Source organism: Albimonas donghaensis (assembly GCF_900106695.1).
Taxonomy (GTDB): Bacteria; Pseudomonadota; Alphaproteobacteria; order Rhodobacterales; family Rhodobacteraceae; genus Albimonas; species Albimonas donghaensis.
The window spans coordinates 108,202-128,581 of sequence record NZ_FNMZ01000004.1 but is presented as its reverse complement, the minus strand read 5'-3'; the positions used below and the strand labels follow the sequence as shown (position 1 = coordinate 128,581).

Below are 20,380 nucleotides of genomic sequence, written 5' to 3'. Positions count from 1 at the left end.
GCCCCCGGAGCCCCGTGAAACGCGAAGCGCGCAAACGCTGCGGCAGACGCTGTGGGAGGCCCCTCATGTCCATCGATTTCTCCGACCTGTTCTCCATCAAGGGGCGCGTCGCGCTCGTCACCGGCGGCTCGCGCGGGATCGGCGAGATGATCGCGGCCGGCTACCTCTCGGCGGGGGCCAAGGTCTATATCTCCTCGCGCAAGGCGGCCGTGTGCGAGGCGACCGCGGCCCGGCTTTCCGAGACCTATGACGGCGAGTGCATCGCCATCCCCTCGGACCTCTCGGGCATGGCGGGGGTGGAGACGCTGGCCCGCGAGATCGCGGCGCGCGAGCCGAAGCTGGACATCCTGGTCAACAACGCCGGCGCCGCCTGGGGGGCGAAGCTGGGCGAGTTCCCCGAAGTCGGCTGGGACAAGGTCATGGACACCAACGCCAAGGGGCCGTTCTTCCTGACCCAGGCGCTGCTGCCCCAGTTGCGCGCGGCGGCGAGCCCGGAGGCGCCGGCGCGGGTGATCAATATCGGCTCGATCGACGGGATCCGGACGCCGTCGATGGACAACCTCTCCTACGGGCCGGCCAAGGCGGCGATCCACTACATGACGCGGGTCTTCGCCTCGCATCTGGCGGGCGAGCATATCCGGGTAAACGCCATCGCGCCGGGGCCGTTCCCGACCTGGATGCTGTCGACGGGCGTGGGTTTCGGCGGCGAGACCGAGGGCGTGGACTGGGGCGCGGTGGGCGCGCGGAACCCGTCGGGGCGCGTGGGCAGCCCGCAGGACGCGGCGGGGCTGGCGATCTTCCTCGCCTCGAAGGCGTCGTCCTACGTCACGGGGCAGGTGATCGCGCTCGACGGCGGCATCGTGGTGTCGGGCTGAGGGCGGGGGGCGCCGCGCGACGTCCCGCGCGCCAGGCCGCGCCGGGGCGCCCGCGCGGCGGGTCGCGGGGGACGAGGGCGGGGAGGTTTCTTCGCCGCCTCCGACCGCGCCTGACCTCGCCCGATCTCGCGCGATCTCGCCATGTCCCCGCGCGGCCCCTGCGGAGCGGGGAGACGGTCCCGCCAGGCGCCCCCGTCGCAACGCCGCGCGGGCGCCCGGGCGCGGCCGGGCGGGACGGCTCCCGCGCGGCTTCCTCAGGGTCAGGCGGGGGCGCCGCCGCCATTGATGGTGATCACCGTGCCGGTGGTGTAGCCTGACCGCTCGGAGGCGAGGAACGCCGCCATGTCCGCGATCTCCCGCGGTTTCGCGGCCCGGTCCAGCGGCATGCCCTTGAGCATATCCCGCCACCGCTCCGGATCGCCGAACTGGTCGGTCGCGCGCTGCCGGGCCTGGGTGATCATGCGGTCGGTCTCCACCGGGCCGGGGTTGATCGCCACCACCCGCACGCCGGAATGCAGGGAGTTCGACCCCAGCGCCCGCGTGAAGCCCATCAGCGAGGCGTTGCCCGCCGCCCCCGCGATATAGCCGGCGGGGAAGGTCTCCCCGGCCGCGCCGATGATGTTGACGATCACCCCCGCGCCCCGCGCCTTCATCGCCCCGAAGACCGGGCGGCAGAGGTTGATGTAGCCGAACACCTTCAGCTCCCAGGCATGGCGCCAGGTCTCCTCGTCCACCACGTCGATGCGGCCGGCGGGGATGTCGCCGGCGTTGTTGACCAGGATGTCCAGCCCCTCGGCGATGGCGGCCAGCCGGGCCAGGTCCTGCGGGTTGCGGATATCGGCGGGGCAGGGCGTGGCCTTCACCCCGAAGCGGGCCGCGAGATCGGCGCAGTTCGCTTCGAGCTGATCGGCGGAGCGGGCGGCGAGCCAGACATCCGCGCCTTCCTCGGCCAGCGCCTCGGCGGTGGCGAGACCGATGCCCTTGGACGCGCCGGTGATCATCGCGGTCTTGCCGCGCAGGTTCAGATCCATGGGGTCCTCCTCCCTGTGGGTCGCCGCGTCGAGGCGGCGTTCGGCGCGCAGTCTGGCGCAGGCGTCGGGGCTTGGCGAGGGGGGAGGCGGGGCCGCGGCCGGCGGATGCGGCCGGGGCGGGGCGAGGACGGCCCGGGGCCGCGCGACCGCCGTGGCGCGGGCGGGGCCGGGGGCGCCCGCGCGGCGTTGCGCCCGGCGCGCGCGTGGCGACGGGCGCGGGCGGCGGGCGTGACGGCGGGCGCGGGCGGCGAGCCCCGTCCCGAAACGCGAAAGGCGCCCCAGGGGAGGAGCGCCTTCAGCTTGCGGAGTCGCGCGTGAGGATCACTCCCACTCGATGGTTCCCGGGGGTTTCGAGGTCACGTCGTAGACCACCCGGTTGACGCCCTTCACCTCGCCGATGATGCGGGTCGCGGTCTCGCCCAGGAAGTCATGCGGGAACGGGTAGTAATCCGCCGTCATCCCGTCGACCGAGGTCACCGCGCGCAGCGCCAGCACATATTCATAGGTGCGCCCGTCGCCCATCACACCCACGGTCTTCACCGGCAGCAGCACCGCGAAGGCCTGCCAGATGTCGTCGTAGAGCCCGTGCTTGCGGATCTGGTCTAGGTAGATGGCGTCGGCCTTGCGCAGGATCTCCAGCTTGTCGCGGGTGATCTCGCCGGGGCAGCGGATGGCGAGGCCCGGGCCGGGGAACGGGTGGCGGCCGACGAAGGCCTCCGGCAGGCCGAGTTCGCGGCCCAGGGCCCGGACTTCGTCCTTGAAGAGCTCGCGCAGGGGCTCGACCAGCTTCATCTTCATGCGCTCGGGCAGGCCGCCGACATTGTGGTGGCTCTTGATGGTCACGGACGGCCCGCCGGAGACGGACACCGACTCGATCACATCCGGGTAGAGCGTGCCCTGCGCCAGGAAATCCGCCCCGCCTGTGGCCGAGGCGTGGTGGTCGAAGACGTCGATGAAGAGGCCGCCGATGATCTTGCGCTTCTTCTCGGGATCGGTGACGCCTTCGAGCGCGTCGAGGAAGCGGTCGCTCTCATCCGCCGCGATCAGGGGGATGTTGTAGTGGTCGCGGAACAGGGTCACGACCTCTTCGGCCTCGCCCATCCGCATCATGCCGGTGTCGACGAAGACGCAGGTGAGCTGGTCGCCGATGGCCTCGTGGATCAGCACCGCGGCGACGGAGCTGTCGACGCCCCCGGACAGGCCGCAGATCACCTTGGCGTCGCCGACCTGGGCGCGGATCTTCTCCACCGCCTCGGCGCGGTAGGCGGCCATGGTCCAGTCGCCGGTCAGGCCGCAGATCTCATGCGTGAAGTTGCGCAGGATGCGGGCGCCGCAGGGGGTGTGGTGGACCTCGGGGTGGAACTGCACGGCGTAGAAGCGGCGCGCGTCGTCGGCGATGGCGGCATAGGGCGCGCCGGGAGACAGGGCGATGACATGGAAACCCTCGGGCAGCTCGGCCACCGAGTCGCCATGGGACATCCACACCTGCTCGGCCCCGCCGACGGGGGCGAGCCCCTCGAACAGGGGATGCGCGTCGCCGATGGTCAGCTGGGCGCGGCCGAATTCGCGGATGTCATGGGGGGCGACCTGGCCGCCGAGCTGGCGGACCATGGTCTGCTGCCCGTAGCAGATGCCGAGGATCGGGACGCCGAGGCCCCAGATCGCTTCGGGCGCGCTGGGCGCGCCCTCATCCAGCACCGAGGCGGGGCCCCCGGAGAGGATGATCCCCCTGGGCGCCTTTTCGGCCAGCGCCCCGGCGTCGAGCCGGTCGAAGGGGTGGATTTCGCAGTAGACGCCGGCCTCGCGAAGACGACGCGCGATCAGCTGCGTCACCTGGGAGCCGAAGTCGAGGATGAGGATCAGGTCATGCGCAGGCTGGGTCATGGCGCTTGCTACTGCGCGGGGCCGGGGCGCGCAAGCGGGCGGGAGGGCGCAGGGGGCGGGAAGGCGCAGGGGCGGGACTGGCGCGGCGCCGGGCGCGGCGCCGGGCGCGGGGCGGGGCGTGGGGCGGGGCGGGGCAGGGCCGGGAGCCGCGCGTCGGCCGTCGCGCGGGTCGGGACGCGGCGCCCGCGCGGCGCTGCGGCGGGGGCGCGTGCGGCGGCGCCTGGCGGGACGCGGGCGCTTCAAGACCGGGGCGGCCTGGCCCGTCGCTTCGCGCGCCGCGTGCCGCCCGGAGCCCCGCAAGCGTTTCTCCCGCGCGCGAAGCACGGGCGGGGCAGGGGACGGGCCGCGCCGTCCGCGCCCGCGACATGCGCGCCACGATGGCGGCCGCGCGGGCGAGACCTCGCGACCGGCGCCGCGGTCGACGCGCGGCCTGCGAACCGGTCCCACCGCCGGGGCCCGCGACGCCGCCCCGCTCTTCCGCCTTCCCCCGATCGTTCGGCCCGCTTCGCGCCCCGTCCATGTCGCAGATGCGCGGGGGGGCGGCGCATTCGTGGCGCGCGCCGCGGCGCCGCGCTCTAGGTTGCGGGAAACCACGCCTCCGGCCCCCGCGAGCCGGAGCGTGACCCGAATCCCCGCGCGAGGAGGTTCCCATGGCGGACGGCGACGGTTTCTCCCATTCCGACCAGACCCAGATCCCCGCGGCGGCCCCCGCGTCCGGCGAGGCGCCCGCCGGCCGCCGGCGCGCCCGCGGCGGCGGCGGCGCCGCGCGCCGGGCCGAGCGCACCGCCCGCGTGGTCGAGGCCGCCCCCGCCATCACCCGCCGCATCCCGAATTTCGAGGTGCTGGACGAGGAGGCGCTCGCGATCATCGAGACCAACGCCGAGACCGTGCTTCAGGAAACCGGCGTCGCCTTCATGGACAACCCCGTGGCGCTGGCCCGCTGGAAGGAGGCCGGCGCCGACGTGCAGGGCGACCGGGTGCGCATCCCCCGCGGCCTCGCCCGCAGTCTCTGCGCCACCGCCCCGGCCAGCTTCACCCAGATCGCCCGCAACCCCGAACGCTCGGTGAAGATCGGCGGCAAGGACCTGGTGCTGGCCCCGGTCTACGGCCCGCCCTTCGTGCGCGACAACGAGGGCGGGCGCCGCTACGCGACCATCGCCGACTTCCGCAACTTCGTGAAGCTGGGGCACATGTCCCGCTGGCTCCAGCATTCCGGCGGCACGGTCTGCGAGCCGACCGATGTGGCGGTCAACAAGCGCCATCTCGACATGCTGCACGCCCATATGACGCTGACCGACAAGCCGTTCATGGGCTCGGTGACGGAGCCCTCCCGCGCCCGCGATTCGGTGGCCATGTGCGAGCTGCTCTTCGCCGATCAGGGCGGGCTCGCGGACCGCACGGCGATGACCTCGCTGATCAACATCAACTCGCCGCTGAACTTCGACGCCACCATGATGGGCGCGCTCGAGGTCTATGCGGCGGCCAACCAGGCCTGCATCGTCTCGCCCTTCATCGTCGGCGGCGCCATGGCCCCGGTCTCGGTCGCCGGCACGCTCACCCAGGTGCTGGCGGAAGCCATGACCGGCATCGCCTACGCCCAGCTGGTGCGCCCGGGCTCGCCGCAGATCTTCGGGGCCTTCGTCACCTCGATCGACATGAATTCCGGCGCCCCGACCTTCGGCACGCCCGAGGCCTCGATGATCCTGTGGGGGGCGGGGCAGCTCGCGCGGCGCCTGGGGGTGCCGTTCCGCTCCGGCGGCGGGCTCTGCGGGTCGAAACTGCCCGACGCGCAGGCGGGATACGAGACCGCGAACACCCTCAACGCCGCGCTGACCGGGGGCGTGAACTTCATGCTCCACGCGGCCGGATGGCTGGAGGGGGGGCTGGTCTCGTCCTATGAGAAATGGGTGATGGACGAGGATCAGCTCGGCGTCCTGCATTCCATGGCTCGGGGCGTCGACGTCTCCGAGGAGGCGCAGGCGATGGACGCGATCCGCGAGGTGGGGCCGGGGGGGCACTATCTGGGCTGCCAGCACACGCAGCGCAATTTCAAGGACGCGTTCTGGCGGTCCCGGACGCTGGATTACCGCCCGTTCGAAACCTGGTCCGAGGCCGGCGCCCCGGACACCGCGCGCCTGGCCGAGGCGCGGTGGAAGAAGATGCTGGGCGACTACGAGGCCCCGGCGCTCGATCCCGGCGTGGCCGAATCGCTCGAATCCTTCGTGGCGGCGCGCAAGGCGGCGGAGCCCGACAGCTTCACCTGATCGCGCGCGCCCGGATCATTTCGGGCGCGCTCCGCGCGACGCGGGGCCCCAGGGTGGCGGGGCGGGGGGGCGGCGGGGCGGCGAGGCGGCGCCTCAGGCCCCCGCCATCCGCGATGCGGTCTCGGCGAACAGGGCCGACAGCACCAGCACATGACGACGCGGCGCGTAGTCCGGGCGACCGGCGCGGCGCGCGGCGTCGAGATCCGCCTCCAGCGCGGACAGCCGCGCGATCACATCGCGCGCGGCCACCGTCGCGGCGCCGGGCAGGGCGAGCCGCAGGTGATGCTCGCGCCGGTAAAGCGCGGCGCCGGCGCGCGCGGCGCGGGCCAGCACCCTGGGGCGGCGCATCTCCCCCGCGGGGGCGGAGGCGTCCGCCTTCGGGTCGGCGGGGGCGTGGATCGGGACGGGCGAGGCGGCGGCCGGGCGGCGCGGCTCGGCCGAGCGGCGGCAGGGGCGGGCCTCCGGGGCGCGGGTCTCCGGGGCGCGGGCCTCCAGAATACGGGGTTCGCGAGTTCGGGGTTCGGCGGCGCGCGGCGCGGCGCGGACGTTCCGGGGGGCGGCGTCGCGCATCGTCCGGCGGGGGGCGGCGAAGGTCATCATGGCAAGGCTCCTTGTCCTTCACGTCGTCTTGGTTTCCGCCATCATCCTGCCTCCGCCCGAACGGGTGTTGCGCAACTTCCGATTGCAGCGCGCGCTGTCCACAGATCGCCCACCATCCAAATGGTTGAACGGCATGGCGCTTCCCGAACTTGTCCACAGGGGTTTAATCAGTTGTTCAGGAATCAACCATAGCGTGAATTTTAGACGAATGCCGTCATAGGGAAGCCCCGCCATGCCCGCCGCCGAACACCTGCAGTCCTGCCGTCTCCTCACCGGCCAGGCCCTGTCGTGCGAGGGGCGGGGGCTGCGCGCCGAAGACGCCGCGCTCTACCTCGCGCATGTCGCGCTGGGAGAGCCGCTGCGCCGGCTGGCCGCGGTTTCGGGGCGCCACCCGTCTACGGTTCTGCGCGCAGTCAGGCGCGTGGAGCAGCGCCGCGACGATCCCCTCCTCGACGATCTGCTGACCCGGATCGAGGCCGTCGCGCGCGACCCCGGCGCCCCCGCGCCGCTTGCCAAGGAGAGTGCGTTGTCCCCCTCAGTCCCAGTCCCGACCCCACGCGCAACGCCCGAAGGTTCGAATCGGACCGTCGCGATGCCCGCCGCCACGCCCGGTCCGGACGCGTCCCGGGCGCGAAAATCCTCCGCCTCCGGGCTGGGCGCCCCCGATGAGCGGGCGTTGGCCAAGGAAGCCCGCCGCATCCTGCGCCGTCTCAGCGAGCCTCGCGCCTTTCTCGCGCTGGCCCGCGGCGCCCAGGTCGCCTGCGTGTTCAAGAAAGCCGACGACTCGCTTCTGACGCTGGCCCGAACCCCGCTGGAAATGGCCAGGGGCTTCGCCGCGCAGGAGTGGATCCACTGCGTGCATACCGGCGCCAGCATGGCGCGTTACGAGATCACCTCGGTCGGCCGCGCCTGGCTCAAGCGGACGCTGAGCGAGGACGGCGACGCCCGCGCCCGCGCCCGCCCCGGTCTCGCACCCGGACTGCCGGGCATGGGGGCGGGCCTGAACCGGGCGGGCGCCGAGGCCGCCGGCATGGCCGAGGCCCCCGGCGTCTTCGCGCGGCAGCACCAGGTCCCGGGCGTGCGGCGCGTGCAGGAGGAGGGCGGCGCCCGCAGCCTCGCGGTCAACATGGGCGAGACCCCGCTGGGGTGGCTCGCCCGCCGCAAGGGGCCGGACGGCAAGCCTTTCCTGACCTCCAGCGAGGTGGCCGCCGGCGAGATGCTGCGCGAATTGTTCGAGCGCGCCCAGATGGGCCCGCGGGTGGCGCAGGACTGGGCGCGCTTCCTGACGCCGGGCGGCAATGGCGGCGCCCGCGGCTCCGGCCGCACCCCCGCCGAGGGCCCGGCCGAGGCCCGCGCCCGCGTCGCCGCCGCGCTTCAGGCGCTGGGGCCGGGGCTCAACGACGCCGCCCTGCGCGCCTGCTGCTTCCTCGAAGGGCTGGAGGCCACCGAGCGCCGCATGGGATGGTCGGCGCGCTCGGGCAAGGTGGTGCTGAAGATCGCGCTGACCCGCCTGTCGGAGCATTTCGGCTTCGCCGCCGCGCCCGCGGAGGCGGAGGAGGACGCGGCCCCCGTCCGACGTCGCCGCGCCGGCGGACCCGCCGCCGCGTGACCCGCGCCTGATCCTCGCCTGATCCGCGCCCGATCCGATATGGGGCGACGCGCCCCGATCCCTTTCCCCCGCCTTCGCGCCCCGGCCCGTCCTGTCCGACGGGCCGGGGCGTTTTCCGTTCCGACCGCGAGTCGGGGGCGGCGCCGGCCGAGGTCCCGGACCTTCCGATATGCGATCGAAAAAATCGGCCGTCGCGCCGGCCGATCCACGGGTTCCCGCCTATCGCCATACAACGGCAGGTGGATATCTCGACGCGACGTCGCCTGCCTGATGTTGCATTGCACAAAAATCTGCGCTATCGTCGCCGCACTGCGAAAGGCGGGATCGATCCAGGAAAGACGCCCGGATCGACCGCCGACAGAACGACCACAGAACGACAGAGAAAGGCTCCGTGATGAATGCGGACTATGCGCTCGGGTTCTCCCTGATGAAGCGCGAGGATGAGTCCCTGCGCGATTACGCCATGAGCTTCTCGCCCTTGGCGCCGTTCTTCGGCGTGCCCTATCGCTTCGCGGCGTTCCTGAAACTCACGCCGGACGCGGCGATGCCCTTCCCCGTGGCGCCGCCGGCGGCCGAGACGCCGGCGCCGGCTCTGGCCGCCCCCGCGAAGGCGAAGAAGGCGGCCTCGCGGGCGACGGCCAAGGCCCGGGACGTGGTGGAGGCCGAGATCGACGCCGGCGCCGCCGTGGCCGAAGCCATGGCCGCCACCGCCGCGCCCGCCATTCCCGACGACATGGCCGAAGCCGCGCCGGGCGGGACCGAGGCGCTCGAGCCGGTCGAGACGATCGAAGCGGCGACCGAAGCCGCCGAGACCGCTGCCGAATCCACCGCCGAGACCGCTGTGGAGACCACCTCCGAGGCCGTCGCCGAGACCGCGACCGCCGCCCCGGCGCTGCTTTACGACGCCGCGCCGGACGTGACCGACGATCTGAAGCTGATCAAGGGCATCGGGCCGAAGCTCGAAGCCGAGCTCAACGGCATGGGCATCTACACCTTCGCGCAGGTGGCTTCGATGAACGAGGCCAACCTGGCCTGGATCGACGACAACCTGACGACCTTCAAGGGTCGCTCGGTGCGCGACGACTGGATCGGCCAGGCGAACAAGCTCCTCGCGAGCTGATCGACCGAGCTGGGGGCCGAACATGGAACCGGCCGCGAACCTTGGGGGGTTCGCGGCCGGTTTCGCTTTGTCCGGAAGGAAAGGGGGGCGCGTGGCCCCGCGCTCCGATCAGCCGGCGGCGTCGACGATCCCGGCGAAATCCGCGGCCTTGAGGCTCGCGCCCCCGACCAGCCCGCCATCCACGTCCGACAGCCCGAAGATCTCGGCGGCGTTGCCCGGCTTGACCGACCCGCCATAGAGCAGGCGCATCCCCGCGGCCTCCTCGCCGAAGCGGGCGGTCAGCTCCTTGCGCATGTGGACATGCATTTCGGCGATGTCGTCGTTGGAGGGCGTGCGCCCGGTGCCGATGGCCCAGACCGGCTCATAGGCCACCACGAGATTGGCCGCCGTGCAGCCCTCGGGCAGGGAGCCGGCGAGCTGGCGGGAGACCACGTTCAGGGCCTGTCCGGCGTCGCGCTCGGCCTCGGTCTCGCCGACGCAGACGATGGCCAGCAGCCCGGCGCGCCAGGCGGCTTCGGTCTTGGCGGCGACGGCGGCGTCGCTCTCGTCATGGTCGGCGCGCCGCTCGGAATGGCCGAGGATGACGGCGGTGGCGCCGGCATCGGCCAGCATCTCGGCCGAAACCTCGCCGGTATGGGCGCCCGAGGCGTTGCGGTGGCAGTCCTGCCCGCCGACGGCGACGGCCGAGCCCGCGGCCCGCGCCGCCATCGGCGCCAGCAGGGTGGCGGGCGGGCAGATCAGCACGTCGCAGCCGGGCGCGGGGCAGGCGGCGACGAGCGCGTCGATCTCGGCGAGCTGGGCGGCGAGCCCGTTCATCTTCCAGTTCCCGGCGGCGAGCTTGCGGCGCATGACCTCTCCTGATCCTCGATGCGGTGTCCCTAGGTGTCGCCGAAGCGGTAGCGCGTCGGGCCGCAGGGGGAAAGACGGCCTGCCGTCGCGGGCGGGTGTCGACGCCCGTCCGGCGCCCCTCTCAACCCGCGGCACGCCGATCCGCGCCGCGGGCGCGACCGCGACGCAGGCGCTGGGGTCGACGCGGCGCCTGCGCGCCGTTCAACGGTGTTCGTCGGTCGGGGGGGGAGGAGGGGCGCCGCGCGCTCAGCCCTTGCGGGCGGCGCGCGCGATGTCGAGCGAGCGGGAGGCCCAGAGCCGGGCCTCCGCCGGGTCCTCGAGCCCGTCCTCGGGCATGCGCCAGTAGTTGATGGTCCGCGCCGCGCCGTCGCGCTGATAGGTGAAGGGCTCGGACCCGCCCGCGGCGAGCGCCCGGGCCAGAACGCCCTCGGCCTTCAGGAAGATCGTGGACTCGCCGTCGATCAGCGCGAACATCACCCCGTCGCAATAGACGCCGGCGCCGCCGAACATGGCGCGCAGGGTGATGTCGCCGAGGCCGCCGAACAGCTCGCGCAGATGATCCTCGCAGGCAGGCCCCGCGACGGCCATCTCAGGCGGTCCCGAACTTGACCGATTCGCCGCAACCGCAGGCCTCGGTGACGTTGGGGTTGTTGAACACGAAGCCCGATTCCAGCAGCGAGGTGCGGTAGTCGATCTCGGTCCCGAACAGGAACATCTGCGCCATGGGGGCGATCATCACCCGGGCGCCGTCCTGTTCGACCACTTCGTCATGGGGCTCCGCCGCCGGGGCGAAGTCCATGGTGTATTCCATGCCCGCGCAGCCGCCCTTCTTGACGCCGATGCGCAGGCCGGCGCTTTCGCCCGCGGCCTTGTCCATCAGCTTTCGCACATGGGCCGCGGCCGCCGGGGTCAGGGTGACGGGCGCCTGGCCGGGAAGTCCGAACATGATGCTCTCTCCTGTCCGCTTGCGGCGATGATAGCCGAATCGCGCCGCGTCGTCGACGCATCCTCGCCGCGCGCGCAGGCGGGCGCCGGACGGCGAATCTTCGGGGCGCGGGACCGCGTCATGCAAGCGTCATTGGACGCGGCGGCGTCTGCTACGTCATCTATGTCGCGAAGAGCATGAAGAAAAGAGGGTGCGCGCATGGCGAGCGGCGGGATCGCGGAAACGGGATCGGACGGAGGCGCCCCGAAAGGCGCCGCCGGGACGCCGCCGGCGGCGTCCCCGGCCGGGGACGGCCCCGGCGCGGCGCCCCGTTCGGACCCTCATCCCGGCCTCCATCCCGGCCCCCGTCCCGTCCCGCGCCCCCCGGGCGGGGCCGCGGAAGTCTTCGTGCTGTTCCTGCGCCTCGGCCTGACGTCTTTCGGCGGCCCGGCCGCGCATCTGGGCTTCTTCCGGGAGGCGGTGGTGGCGCGCCGGGGCTGGCTGGACGAGGCCGCCTATGCCGAGCTCGTGGCCCTGTGCCAGTTCATGCCCGGTCCCGCCTCCAGCCAGCTCGGTTTCGCGCTGGGCCTTCTGCGGGCCGGCTGGGCGGGGGCGCTCGCCGCCTTCGCCGGGTTCACGCTGCCCTCCGCCCTGCTGATGGCGGGCTTCGCGGCGGGCGTGGCCGGCGCGGGCGCAGGCGGGTTCGGCGGCGCCGGCTGGCTGATGGGGCTCAAGGCGGCGGCCGTGGCGGTGGTCGCCCAGGCCCTGATGGGCATGGGCCGCAGCCTCGCCCCCGACGCGCGTCGAAAGGCGCTGGCCGGCGGCGCGGCGGCGCTGGCCCTGCTGGCGCCCGGGGTCGCGGGGCAGCTCGGCGCCATCGGGCTCGGCGCGCTCGCGGGGCTCTTCCTGCTTCCCGAACCGGCGGCGGAGGCTCCGGGCTCCGGCCTCTCCTCCCCGATCTCCCGGCGCGCGGGGGCCGCCTGCCTCGCCGCCTTCGCCGGGCTGCTGGCGCTGAGCCCGCTGCTCGCCGGCCTCGGCCCCCTCGCCGCGCTCGCCGACGGCTTCTACCGCTCCGGCGCGCTGGTGTTCGGGGGCGGCCATGTCGTGCTCCCCCTGCTGGAGGCCGAGACCGTGGCCCGCGGCCTTGTCCCCGCCGACGCCTTCGTGGCCGGCTACGGCGCCGCGCAGGCGGTTCCGGGGCCGCTTTTCACCTTCGCCGCCTTTCTGGGCTGGATGGCGGAGGGGGCGGCGGGGGCCTGCGTGGCGCTGGCCGCGATCTTCCTGCCGGGATTTCTGGCGGTGGCCGGCGCGCTGCCCTTCTGGGCCGCGATCCGCGCCCGCCCCGGCGCCCGCGCCGCGCTCATGGGCGTCAACGCGGCGGTGGTCGGGCTGCTGCTGGCGGCGCTCTACGATCCGGTCTTCGCGCAGGGCGCGGCCACGGCGGGCGGCGCGGTCACGGCGCTCGCCGCCTGGCTGGCGCTGGTCGAGGCGAAGCTGTCGCCGGTCATCGTCGTCGCCGGCGCCGCGGCCCTGGGGCAGGGGCTGGCCTGGGCCGGGCTCGGCTGAGGCCGCCGCCCCCCGCGCGCGCCCCCCCGCGCGCCAAGGGGCCGGACGCGGAAAGGGCCGGGCGATCCTCTCGCCCGGCCCCCGAAATCGTCACCCGCGCGGCGCGCGGCTCACATGAAGCCCAGCTCCAGCTTCGCCTCGTCCGACAGCATGTCCATGCCCCAGGGCGGATCCCAGACCATGGTCACGTTCACCGCCTTCACGCCGGGCAGCGGCTCGATCGCGTCGGCGACCCAGCCGGGCATCTCTCCCGCCACCGGGCAGCCGGGGGCGGTCAGGGTCATGTCGACCTCCACATTCGCCTCCGCGTCGATGGCGATGCGGTAGATCAGGCCCAGGTCGTAGATGTTCACCGGGATCTCGGGGTCGTGCACGCTGCGGCACGCCTCGACCACCGAGTCATAGAGCGGGTGATCGGGGGTCGATTCGCCGATGAGCGGCTCGCCCTCGGCCGGGGTATGCGGCTCTGCGCCGTCCATGGGATATCCTTGCGACGGATCGTGGGATCGGGGTGCTGCCCCACGATATAGAAACCGCGACGGGGTGCGTCCAGTGCGCGGCGCCCGCTTTCCCGCCCTTTCCCCCGTCCCCGCGCGGCGATATGCAGCCCGCTTCATCCCCAACCGCATCGGAGGGCGCTCGCGTGGCCCAGGGCATCGACTTCCAGATCAGCGCGCGCGACGGCAAGGCCCGGCGCTGCGCGCTCTCCACCCCGCGGGGCGAGATCCGCACCCCCGCCTTCATGCCGGTGGGCACCGCCGCCACGGTCAAGGCGATGCTGCCCGGCTCGGTGCGCGAGACGGGGGCCGACATCCTGCTCGGCAACACCTATCACCTGATGCTGCGGCCGGGCGCGCAGCGGGTCCATGACCTCGGCGGCCTGCACCGTTTCATGAACTGGGATCGCCCGATCCTCACCGATTCCGGCGGCTTCCAGGTGATGAGCCTCGCCGACCTGCGCCGCCTCAGCGAGGACGGGGTGAAATTCCGCTCCCATATCGACGGGTCCGAGCACATGCTCTCCCCCGAAACCTCGATGGAGATCCAGAAGCTGCTCGGCTCCGACATCGTGATGTGCTTCGACGAATGCCCGGCGCTGCCCGCGGACCGGGAGCGGATCGCCGAGTCCATGCGCCTGTCCATGCGCTGGGCGCAGCGTTCGCGCGATGCGTTCGGAGACCGCCCCGGCCACGCGCTGTTCGGCATTCAGCAGGGCGGGCTGGAGGAGGATCTGCGGGGCGAGAGCGCCGAGGCCCTCGCCGCCATCGGCTTCGACGGCTACGCCATCGGCGGGCTGGCGGTGGGCGAGGGGCAGGAGGCGATGTTCGGCTGCCTCGACTTCGCGCCGGGCCAGCTGCCCGACGACAAGCCGCGCTACCTGATGGGGGTGGGCAAGCCCGACGACATCGTGGGGGCGGTGCGGCGCGGCGTGGACATGTTCGACTGCGTGCTGCCCTCGCGGTCCGGCCGCACGGGGCAGGGGCTGACCCGCCGCGGGCCGGTGAACCTGCGCAACGCGCGTCACAAGGACGACCCGCGGCCGCTGGACCCCGAATGCGCCTGCCCCTGCTGCTCGGGCTATTCCCGCGCCTATCTGCACCACGTGGTGCGGTCGGGGGAGATCATCGCCTCGATGCTGCTGACCTGGCACAACCTGCACTATTATCAGGAGCTGATGCAGGGCCTGCGCGACGCGATCGAGGCCGGGAGGCTCGACGCCTTCGCCGCCGATTTCGACGCGCAGCGGGCGCAGGGGGATCTGCCGCCGGTGTGAGGCGGCGGTGGGGGGCGGCGGGTTCGCTCCCGCCCTTCAGCCCACGCGAAAGACGGGTAGGGCGGGTGCGAACCCGCCGCCCCCGTCCCCTGACATCCTCGCGCGAACCCGTCCTCGCGCCGCGCCTAGATGCCCTGCTTCGCCAGGAACCCGTCGATCGCCGCCCAGACCTGCCGGCCCACGGCGCTGTCGGGGGCGTCCATCAGCGTCTCATGCCGGCCGCCCTCGATCACCGCCAGCTCCGCGCCCTCGCCCCGGGCCGCGTGCGCGCGCACGCCTTCGGGCGACACGATCGCCTCCTCCGCGCCCAGCAGCAGCAGCCGCGGCACGGCCGGGGTGGGGGCCGGGGCCGCGCGCAGGGCCGCCGTCTCCCGGAACCCGGCGTCCAGCCAGCCCCAGGTCGGCATGGCCAGCGTCAGCTCGGGATGGGCGCGGGCCTGTTCGGCCAGCGCGTCCCAGACGGGGCGGTCCGGGGTCAGCAGGTTGCCGTCGTATCCGACGTCGAGCACATAGGTGCTGTCCGGCGCGCCCTTGCGGGCCGCGTGGCGGCCGAAGCCCAGCCGCACCGCGGCGCAGGACAGGAAGCGGGCCGCGGCCAGCGTCACGCCGGTCAGCCCGAAGCGCCACATGGGACCGGAGAAGATCGCCGCCGCCGGACGCGCATCGGCCGAGGACAACGCCCCGGTCAGGATCGCCCGCAGCCCGATGCAGCCGCCCATGGAATGCGCGGCCAGCACGCGGGGGCCGGGCAGGGCGGCGACCGGCGCCCAGGCGGTCAGGGCGGCGACGTCGCGCTGGAACTCGGCGAAATCGCCCACATGGCCCAGTCGCCCCGCCAGCCGGTCCGACAGGCCCTGCCCCCGCCAGTCGAGCGACGCCACCGCGAAGCCCCGCGCCGCCAGCAACCCGGCCAGCGGCGCGTATTTCTCAAGGTATTCGGTGCGGCCGGGGAACAGGATCACGTGACCCCGCGGGACGGCGCCCGCCCCCGTCCCCGACCCGGGGCCCGACCCCGTCCCCGCCCCGGCGCCCGTCTCCGCCGGCCACAGGGCGACGCGCAGCCGCGTGCCCGCCCCGTCTCCCAGCCATTCGCAACGCGCCGGCGCGGGCCCGCCCGCGAGCCCGCCCAGCCAGGGCGCCTCGCCGCCGTCTCCGCCCACGTCCGGCGCGCTCATCTTCCGCGCCTCAGGACAGGACGGAGGCGAGCGCCATCGCCTTCGACATGTCCCCGTCGACCCGCAGCTTGCCGGTCATGAAGGCCGAGGTCGGGCTGGTTTCGCCGGAGACGAGCCCGCGGAAGGTCTCCTCGTCCGCCGAGATGGTGCAGTCGGCCTCGCCGCCCTCGTCGACGCTGACCACGTCGTCGTCGATGCGCAGGGCGCCGAGCCCCTCGACATCGAACTTCACCGAACCGTTCACCGAGTTGCCGTCCAGCCGCTCGCGCAGCAGTTCGGCGGCTTCGTTCAGGGTCTCGCTCATCGCCTGGTGTCCTTTCGGCCGATCGTGGCGTCGTCGCGCGGTCGTCTCCCGCGCGGATGTCTTGCCGTGACGCGGCGGCGCCCGCCTCCGGTCCCGGGCCGATCCCGAGAAATTGACGCGGACGTCGCGCGCGCGACGCTCGCATTTCGCACGCGCAACGCTAAACTGCCAGACGTGATGCGCCAAACAGCTCTTATCCACGCGGCCGTCTTTTCGGTCCTGACCGGCGCCGTCGCGTCTTTCGGGGTCGCGGGCGGCCCCGCCTTCGCCCAGTCGGCCCCCGGCGCGCCCGGGGCCGCGCCCGTCATGCCCGATGCGACCCTGATCGCGCCCGCTCCGGGGTCCGAAACCGAATCGTCTCCGCCGCTCGTGGACCCGGATCTGGACCCGACGCTGGACGCCGACGCGGCGCGCGCGGATCGGCTCGACGCGCTCTTCGCCGACCTGGCGGAGGGGGACGAGGCCGCGGCCGACAAGGCGGAATCGCAGATCCGGCGGATCTGGAACCGCTCGGGCTCCGACAGCATGGACCTCCTGCTCACCCGCGGGCGCGAGGCGCTGGAGCATGAGGACCTGACCACCGCGCTTCAGCATTTCGGGGCCGTCACCGATCACGCCCCCGATTTCGCCGAGGGCTGGAACCTGCGCGCCACCGCCTTCTACCTGCGCGGCGATCTGGGCCAGGCGCTGGCGGATATCGAACGCGTGCTGGCGCTGGAGCCGCGGCATTACGGGGCGATGACCGGCCTCGCGGTGATCCTCGAACAGCTCGGCCGCGACGCGGACGCCCTGACCGCCTGGCGGGAGGCCGCGCGCATCAACCCGCATATCGAGCAGGCGCAGGACGCCATCGCGCGGCTGGCGACCAGCGTGGACGGCCGCGGCATCTGATCGCCCGAGCCGAGCCGCCGCCCTCCGCCCCCGCCCCTCCGCCCGCCCGTCTTCGCCTCCCCCCTCGCCCCGGAGCCTCCCGCCCGCTACCGTCCCGAGACGCGCCCGATCCCACGCGCCCGACTCGCCTCGCGCCTTCGCGCCCCCGCCGCCCCGGCCTCGCCCGGTCCGCATTCAGGCCCCCCGCCCGATCCGGACCCCGCCACGCCCTCGAACCCGGAGGGAACGCCCCGGATGCTCGACGCTCCCGCCGCCAAGGGCGCCGCGCCCGGTCATCCCCGCGACGCGACCGTCACCGCCGTGCTGGGCCCCACCAACACCGGCAAGACCCACTACGCGATCGAGCGGATGCTGGCCCATCGCACCGGGGTCATCGGCCTGCCCCTGCGCCTGCTGGCGCGGGAGGTCTATGACCGGATCGTCGCGCTGCGCGGCCCCTCCGTCGTCGCCCTCGTGACGGGGGAGGAGAAGATCGCCCCGCCCCGCGCCCAGTATTGGGTGTGCACGGTCGAGGCGATGCCGATGGAGATCGGCGCCGATTTCGTCGCCGTGGACGAGATCCAGCTCTGCGCCGATCCCGATCGCGGCCATGTCTTCACCGATCGCCTGATGCGCGCCCGGGGCCTGCACGAGACCCTGTTCCTCGGGTCCGATTCGATGCGCGGCGCCATCGCCGCCCTGATCCCGAAAGCCCGTTTCACCCGCCGCGACCGCTATTCGACCCTCGCCTATGCGGGGGGCAAGAAGCTCAGCCGGATGCCCTCGCGCTCGGCCGTGGTCAGCTTCTCGGTCGATTCGGTCTACGCCATCGCCGAGCTGATGCGCCGCCAGCGCGGCGGGGTGGCGGTGGTGATGGGCGCGCTGTCGCCCCGCACCCGCAACGCGCAGGTGGCGCTCTACCAGAACGGCGACGTCGATCACCTGGTCGCCACCGACGCCATCGGCATGGGGCTGAACCTGGACGTGCGGCATGTCGCCTTCTCCAGCCTCGGCAAGTTCGACGGCCGCGGCTATCGCGAACTGCGCCCGCATGAGCTCGCCCAGATCGCCGGGCGGGCCGGGCGCTACACCGAAAACGGCACCTTCGGCGTGACCGGAGAGGCCCACGCGCTCGACCCGGAAGTCATAGAGGCCATTGAAAACCATCGCTTCGCGCCGGTTCGACGCCTGATGTGGCGCAATCCGAAGCTGGATTTCGGAACCGTGGACGCGCTCATCGCCTCGCTCGAACGCCCGCCCGAGCTTCCGGGTCTGGTCCGCGCGCGGGAGGCCGACGACCTCGCCACCCTGCGCGCGCTGGCCGACGACGAGGCGGTGCGGAGCATGGCCGCGGACGGCAAGGCGGTGCGCAAGCTGTGGGAGGTCTGCCAGATCCCGGACTTCCGCAAGGTATCGCCCGGAGAACACGCCGCGCTGACCAGCCGGATTTACCGGTTCCTCCTGTCGGACCGGGGCGCTATACCCTCCGACTGGATGGCGGGGCGTATCCGCATGGTGGACCGGACCGACGGGGACATCGATGCGCTGTCGAAGCGGCTCGCCTTCATCCGGACCTGGACCTATGTGGCGCAGAGGCGCGACTGGGTGGAGGCGCCGGAGACCTGGCGGGAAACGGCGCGCGACGTCGAGGACCGCCTGTCCGACGCGCTGCACGAGGCGCTGACGAAGCGATTTGTCGACCGCCGCACCTCGGTGCTGATGCGGCGGTTGAAACAGAAGGAGAGGCTGGTGGCCGAGGTGAACGATCAGGGCGAAGTGTCGGCGGAGGGCCATGTGCTGGGCCGTCTCGACGGCTTCCGCTTCACGCCCGACCCCGGCGCGACGGGGGATGAGGCCAAGACGCTGCGCGCGGCCTCCACGCAGGCGCTGGAGGCGGAGTTCTCGCGCCGCGCGGACCGATTCTACAACGCGCCCGACACGGAGATCGACCTGACCGAACAGGGCGGGCTGATGTGGGGCGAACACGCGGTGGGGCGCCTGGCCAAGGGGCCGGACCTGCTGGCGCCGGGCGTGGTGGCCTTCGTCGACGACATGGCCGCGGACGACGCGCGCCAGAAGGTCGAGCGTCGGCTGACCCACTGGATCAACCGCCGCATCGCGGCGTTGTTCGAGCCGCTGACCAAGATGCGCGACGACGAGGCCCTGGTGGGGCTCGCCAAGGGCGTCGGCTACCGGCTGGTGGAGACGCTGGGCGTCATCCCGCGGCAGGAGATCGCCAAGGACGTCAAGGAGCTCGACCAGGAGGGCCGGGGCCTGCTGCGCAAGCACGGGGTCCGCTTCGGCCAGCACACGGTGTTCATGCCGGCGCTGCTCAAGCCCGCGCCGACCCGCCTGCGCATCGCGCTCTGGGCGCTGTGGGAGGAGCTCGACGAGTATCCCTCGCCGCCGCCTCCGGGCCTGGTGACGATTCCCGCGGTCGAGGGCATGCCGGGCGGCTTCTGGTCGCGCGCAGGCTACCGCCTGGCCGGCGAGCGGGCGATCCGCATCGACATGCTGGAGCGTCTGGCCGACCTGCTGCGCGGTCAGGATCAGCGGGCGGGCTTCGAGGCGACGGCGGACATGCTGTCGATCACCGGCTGCACGCTGGACCAGTTCGCCGACCTGATGGCCGGTCTGGGCTTCAAGGCGGAGAAGGGCGAGCGGCCCAAGCCCGCCCCCGCCCCGACCCCGGCGCCCGCGATCAAACCCGCGGAAGCGGCCGCCCCGAGCGAGGCGCCTGGCGAAACCGACGCGCCGGCGGCCGCCGGAACCGGGTCCGAGAGCGTCGAGGCCGAAAGCGGCGAGGCGCCCGCCGAGACCGCGCCCGAGGCGCCTGCCGAAGCCGGGTCCGAAACCGGACCGGAAACCTCGGCCGAGGCCGAAGCGCCGGTCGAGGCGGAGGCCCCCGCAGAAGCCCCCGCAGAAGCCCCCGCAGAAGCCGCGCCCGAAGCGGCTTCCGAAGAGGTGACGGTCGAAACGCCCGCTGAGGCCCCGGCAGACGCGCCGGCGGATGCGCCGGCGGAAGCTGAATCCGAAACGGCGGCCGAAGCCGCGCCCGACGGCGAGGCCAATGCCGAGCCGGTGGAGATGCAGGTCTTCTACACCTTCACCTGGGCCCCCCGTCCGCGCGGCGGCGGGCGCGGTCCGCGGCGTCACGCCGGCGGCGGCGGCGGCGACCAGGCCGCCCGCGGCGAGCCCGGCGCGCGCGCCGATGGCGGCGGTCGCGGGCCCGGCGGCGGCGGTGGCCGCGGCAAGGGCGGCGGCGGCGGCGGCGGCGGCGGCCGGCGGAGCGACGGTCCCGGCCAGGGGCCGGGCGGTCCCGGCGGCGGCGGCGGGCGTCGCGACGGCGGCAAGGGCTTCAAGGGCGGCAAGGGCAAGGGCGGCCCGCGGGAAGAGCGTCCGCGCGAATTCTCCGCCGCGCCCCCCCGCGACAAGCGCCGCAACGAGGTCGATCCGGACAATCCCTTCGCCGCCCTGATGGCGCTGAAGAACAAGGACTGAGATGGCGGCGGGGGGAAACCCCCGCTCGGACGG

The 20,380-nt window shown here is 73.5% G+C and carries 17 protein-coding genes; 8 read left to right on the top strand and 9 right to left on the bottom strand.

The genetic code is table 11. From position 1 onward, the window contains the following. The first annotated feature begins 65 nt into the window (after positions 1–65). Positions 66–875, top strand: a complete 810-nt coding sequence (locus tag BLV24_RS12720) for an SDR family oxidoreductase (protein ID WP_092682320.1) — start codon at positions 66–68, stop codon at positions 873–875. 260 nt (positions 876–1,135) lie between these two features. Here BLV24_RS12720 and BLV24_RS12715 read toward each other — a convergent pair whose 3' ends face one another. Continuing rightward, positions 1,136–1,906 carry a short-chain dehydrogenase/reductase gene (locus tag BLV24_RS12715; RefSeq protein ID WP_092682317.1) on the bottom strand — a complete coding sequence of 257 codons (771 nt, stop codon included), beginning with the start codon at positions 1,904–1,906 and terminating at the stop codon, positions 1,136–1,138. A 321-nt stretch (positions 1,907–2,227) separates the two neighbouring features. Next, positions 2,228–3,790 (bottom strand): glutamine-hydrolyzing GMP synthase, encoded by a 1,563-nt coding sequence (gene guaA / locus BLV24_RS12710; RefSeq protein WP_092682315.1) that lies wholly within the window; start codon positions 3,788–3,790, stop codon positions 2,228–2,230. 650 nt (positions 3,791–4,440) lie between these two features. Here guaA and BLV24_RS12705 point away from each other — a divergent pair. Further along, positions 4,441–6,054 (top strand): trimethylamine methyltransferase family protein, encoded by a 1,614-nt coding sequence (locus BLV24_RS12705; protein WP_092682313.1) that lies wholly within the window; start codon positions 4,441–4,443, stop codon positions 6,052–6,054. Positions 6,055–6,147: 93 nt separating this feature from the next. On the opposite strand, the gene BLV24_RS22560 is transcribed toward BLV24_RS12705, so the two are convergent. Beyond that, complete coding sequence (locus BLV24_RS22560) at positions 6,148–6,654, bottom strand: DUF6477 family protein (protein ID WP_245710550.1); 507 nt, start codon at positions 6,652–6,654, stop codon at positions 6,148–6,150. 232 nt (positions 6,655–6,886) lie between these two features. Here BLV24_RS22560 and BLV24_RS12695 point away from each other — a divergent pair, with 232 nt between their 5' ends. Both BLV24_RS12695 and BLV24_RS21980 read left to right on the top strand, forming a co-directional pair. Then, positions 6,887–8,263: a DUF6456 domain-containing protein gene (locus BLV24_RS12695; RefSeq protein ID WP_092682311.1), complete on the top strand. Its 1,377-nt coding sequence runs from the start codon at positions 6,887–6,889 to the stop codon at positions 8,261–8,263. A 394-nt stretch (positions 8,264–8,657) separates the two neighbouring features. Beyond that, positions 8,658–9,383, top strand: a complete 726-nt coding sequence (locus tag BLV24_RS21980; protein WP_176954732.1) for a helix-hairpin-helix domain-containing protein — start codon at positions 8,658–8,660, stop codon at positions 9,381–9,383. A gap of 108 nt (positions 9,384–9,491) precedes the next feature. Here BLV24_RS21980 and tpiA read toward each other — a convergent pair whose 3' ends face one another. The 3 genes from tpiA to BLV24_RS12675 form a co-directional block, all read right to left on the bottom strand. Beyond that, complete coding sequence (gene tpiA / locus BLV24_RS12685; RefSeq protein WP_092682309.1) at positions 9,492–10,232, bottom strand: triose-phosphate isomerase; 741 nt, start codon at positions 10,230–10,232, stop codon at positions 9,492–9,494. A 246-nt stretch (positions 10,233–10,478) separates the two neighbouring features. Further along, positions 10,479–10,820: a TfoX/Sxy family protein gene (locus BLV24_RS12680; protein WP_092682307.1), complete on the bottom strand. Its 342-nt coding sequence runs from the start codon at positions 10,818–10,820 to the stop codon at positions 10,479–10,481. A 1-nt stretch (position 10,821) separates the two neighbouring features. Further along, entirely contained in the window at positions 10,822–11,178 is a 357-nt protein-coding gene (locus BLV24_RS12675; protein ID WP_092682305.1) for a HesB/IscA family protein, read from the bottom strand. Positions 11,179–11,565: 387 nt separating this feature from the next. Between BLV24_RS12675 and chrA the strand changes: the two genes are divergently transcribed. After that, positions 11,566–12,723, top strand: coding sequence for a chromate efflux transporter (chrA, locus tag BLV24_RS12670; protein WP_245710549.1), 1,158 nt, complete (start codon positions 11,566–11,568; stop codon positions 12,721–12,723). Positions 12,724–12,833: 110 nt separating this feature from the next. Here the strand turns inward: chrA and BLV24_RS12665 are convergent, their stop codons facing one another. Continuing rightward, positions 12,834–13,202, bottom strand: a complete 369-nt coding sequence (locus BLV24_RS12665; protein WP_092682301.1) for an SUF system Fe-S cluster assembly protein — start codon at positions 13,200–13,202, stop codon at positions 12,834–12,836. Positions 13,203–13,366: 164 nt separating this feature from the next. On the opposite strand from BLV24_RS12665, the gene tgt reads away from it, so the two are divergent. Beyond that, a complete protein-coding gene (gene tgt, locus BLV24_RS12660) occupies positions 13,367–14,497 on the top strand; it encodes a tRNA guanosine(34) transglycosylase Tgt (protein ID WP_245710548.1) in 1,131 nt (376 codons plus the stop codon). 125 nt (positions 14,498–14,622) lie between these two features. Here tgt and BLV24_RS12655 read toward each other — a convergent pair whose 3' ends face one another. Next, positions 14,623–15,672: an alpha/beta fold hydrolase gene (locus tag BLV24_RS12655; RefSeq protein WP_092682297.1), complete on the bottom strand. Its 1,050-nt coding sequence runs from the start codon at positions 15,670–15,672 to the stop codon at positions 14,623–14,625. 10 nt (positions 15,673–15,682) lie between these two features. Further along, complete coding sequence (locus BLV24_RS12650) at positions 15,683–15,976, bottom strand: SCP2 sterol-binding domain-containing protein (protein WP_092682295.1); 294 nt, start codon at positions 15,974–15,976, stop codon at positions 15,683–15,685. 306 nt (positions 15,977–16,282) lie between these two features. Here BLV24_RS12650 and BLV24_RS12645 point away from each other — a divergent pair, with 306 nt between their 5' ends. Continuing rightward, positions 16,283–16,867: a tetratricopeptide repeat protein gene (locus BLV24_RS12645; RefSeq protein WP_092682877.1), complete on the top strand. Its 585-nt coding sequence runs from the start codon at positions 16,283–16,285 to the stop codon at positions 16,865–16,867. Positions 16,868–17,101: 234 nt separating this feature from the next. Further along, positions 17,102–20,347: a helicase-related protein gene (locus BLV24_RS12640; RefSeq protein WP_092682293.1), complete on the top strand. Its 3,246-nt coding sequence runs from the start codon at positions 17,102–17,104 to the stop codon at positions 20,345–20,347. Positions 20,348–20,380: the final 33 nt, after the last annotated feature.

Coding starts and splice junctions, on each gene's coding strand:
- BLV24_RS12720 (WP_092682320.1), top strand. CDS start 66: ATGTCCATCGATTTCTCCGACCTGTTCTCCATCAAGGGGCGCGTCGCG.
- BLV24_RS12715 (WP_092682317.1), bottom strand. CDS start 1,906: ATGGATCTGAACCTGCGCGGCAAGACCGCGATGATCACCGGCGCGTCC.
- guaA (WP_092682315.1), bottom strand. CDS start 3,790: ATGACCCAGCCTGCGCATGACCTGATCCTCATCCTCGACTTCGGCTCC.
- BLV24_RS12705 (WP_092682313.1), top strand. CDS start 4,441: ATGGCGGACGGCGACGGTTTCTCCCATTCCGACCAGACCCAGATCCCC.
- BLV24_RS22560 (WP_245710550.1), bottom strand. CDS start 6,654: ATGATGACCTTCGCCGCCCCCCGCCGGACGATGCGCGACGCCGCCCCC.
- BLV24_RS12695 (WP_092682311.1), top strand. CDS start 6,887: ATGCCCGCCGCCGAACACCTGCAGTCCTGCCGTCTCCTCACCGGCCAG.
- BLV24_RS21980 (WP_176954732.1), top strand. CDS start 8,658: ATGAATGCGGACTATGCGCTCGGGTTCTCCCTGATGAAGCGCGAGGAT.
- tpiA (WP_092682309.1), bottom strand. CDS start 10,232: ATGCGCCGCAAGCTCGCCGCCGGGAACTGGAAGATGAACGGGCTCGCC.
- BLV24_RS12680 (WP_092682307.1), bottom strand. CDS start 10,820: ATGGCCGTCGCGGGGCCTGCCTGCGAGGATCATCTGCGCGAGCTGTTC.
- BLV24_RS12675 (WP_092682305.1), bottom strand. CDS start 11,178: ATGTTCGGACTTCCCGGCCAGGCGCCCGTCACCCTGACCCCGGCGGCC.
- BLV24_RS12665 (WP_092682301.1), bottom strand. CDS start 13,202: ATGGACGGCGCAGAGCCGCATACCCCGGCCGAGGGCGAGCCGCTCATC.
- BLV24_RS12655 (WP_092682297.1), bottom strand. CDS start 15,672: ATGAGCGCGCCGGACGTGGGCGGAGACGGCGGCGAGGCGCCCTGGCTG.
- BLV24_RS12650 (WP_092682295.1), bottom strand. CDS start 15,976: ATGAGCGAGACCCTGAACGAAGCCGCCGAACTGCTGCGCGAGCGGCTG.
- BLV24_RS12645 (WP_092682877.1), top strand. CDS start 16,283: ATGCCCGATGCGACCCTGATCGCGCCCGCTCCGGGGTCCGAAACCGAA.
- BLV24_RS12640 (WP_092682293.1), top strand. CDS start 17,102: ATGCTCGACGCTCCCGCCGCCAAGGGCGCCGCGCCCGGTCATCCCCGC.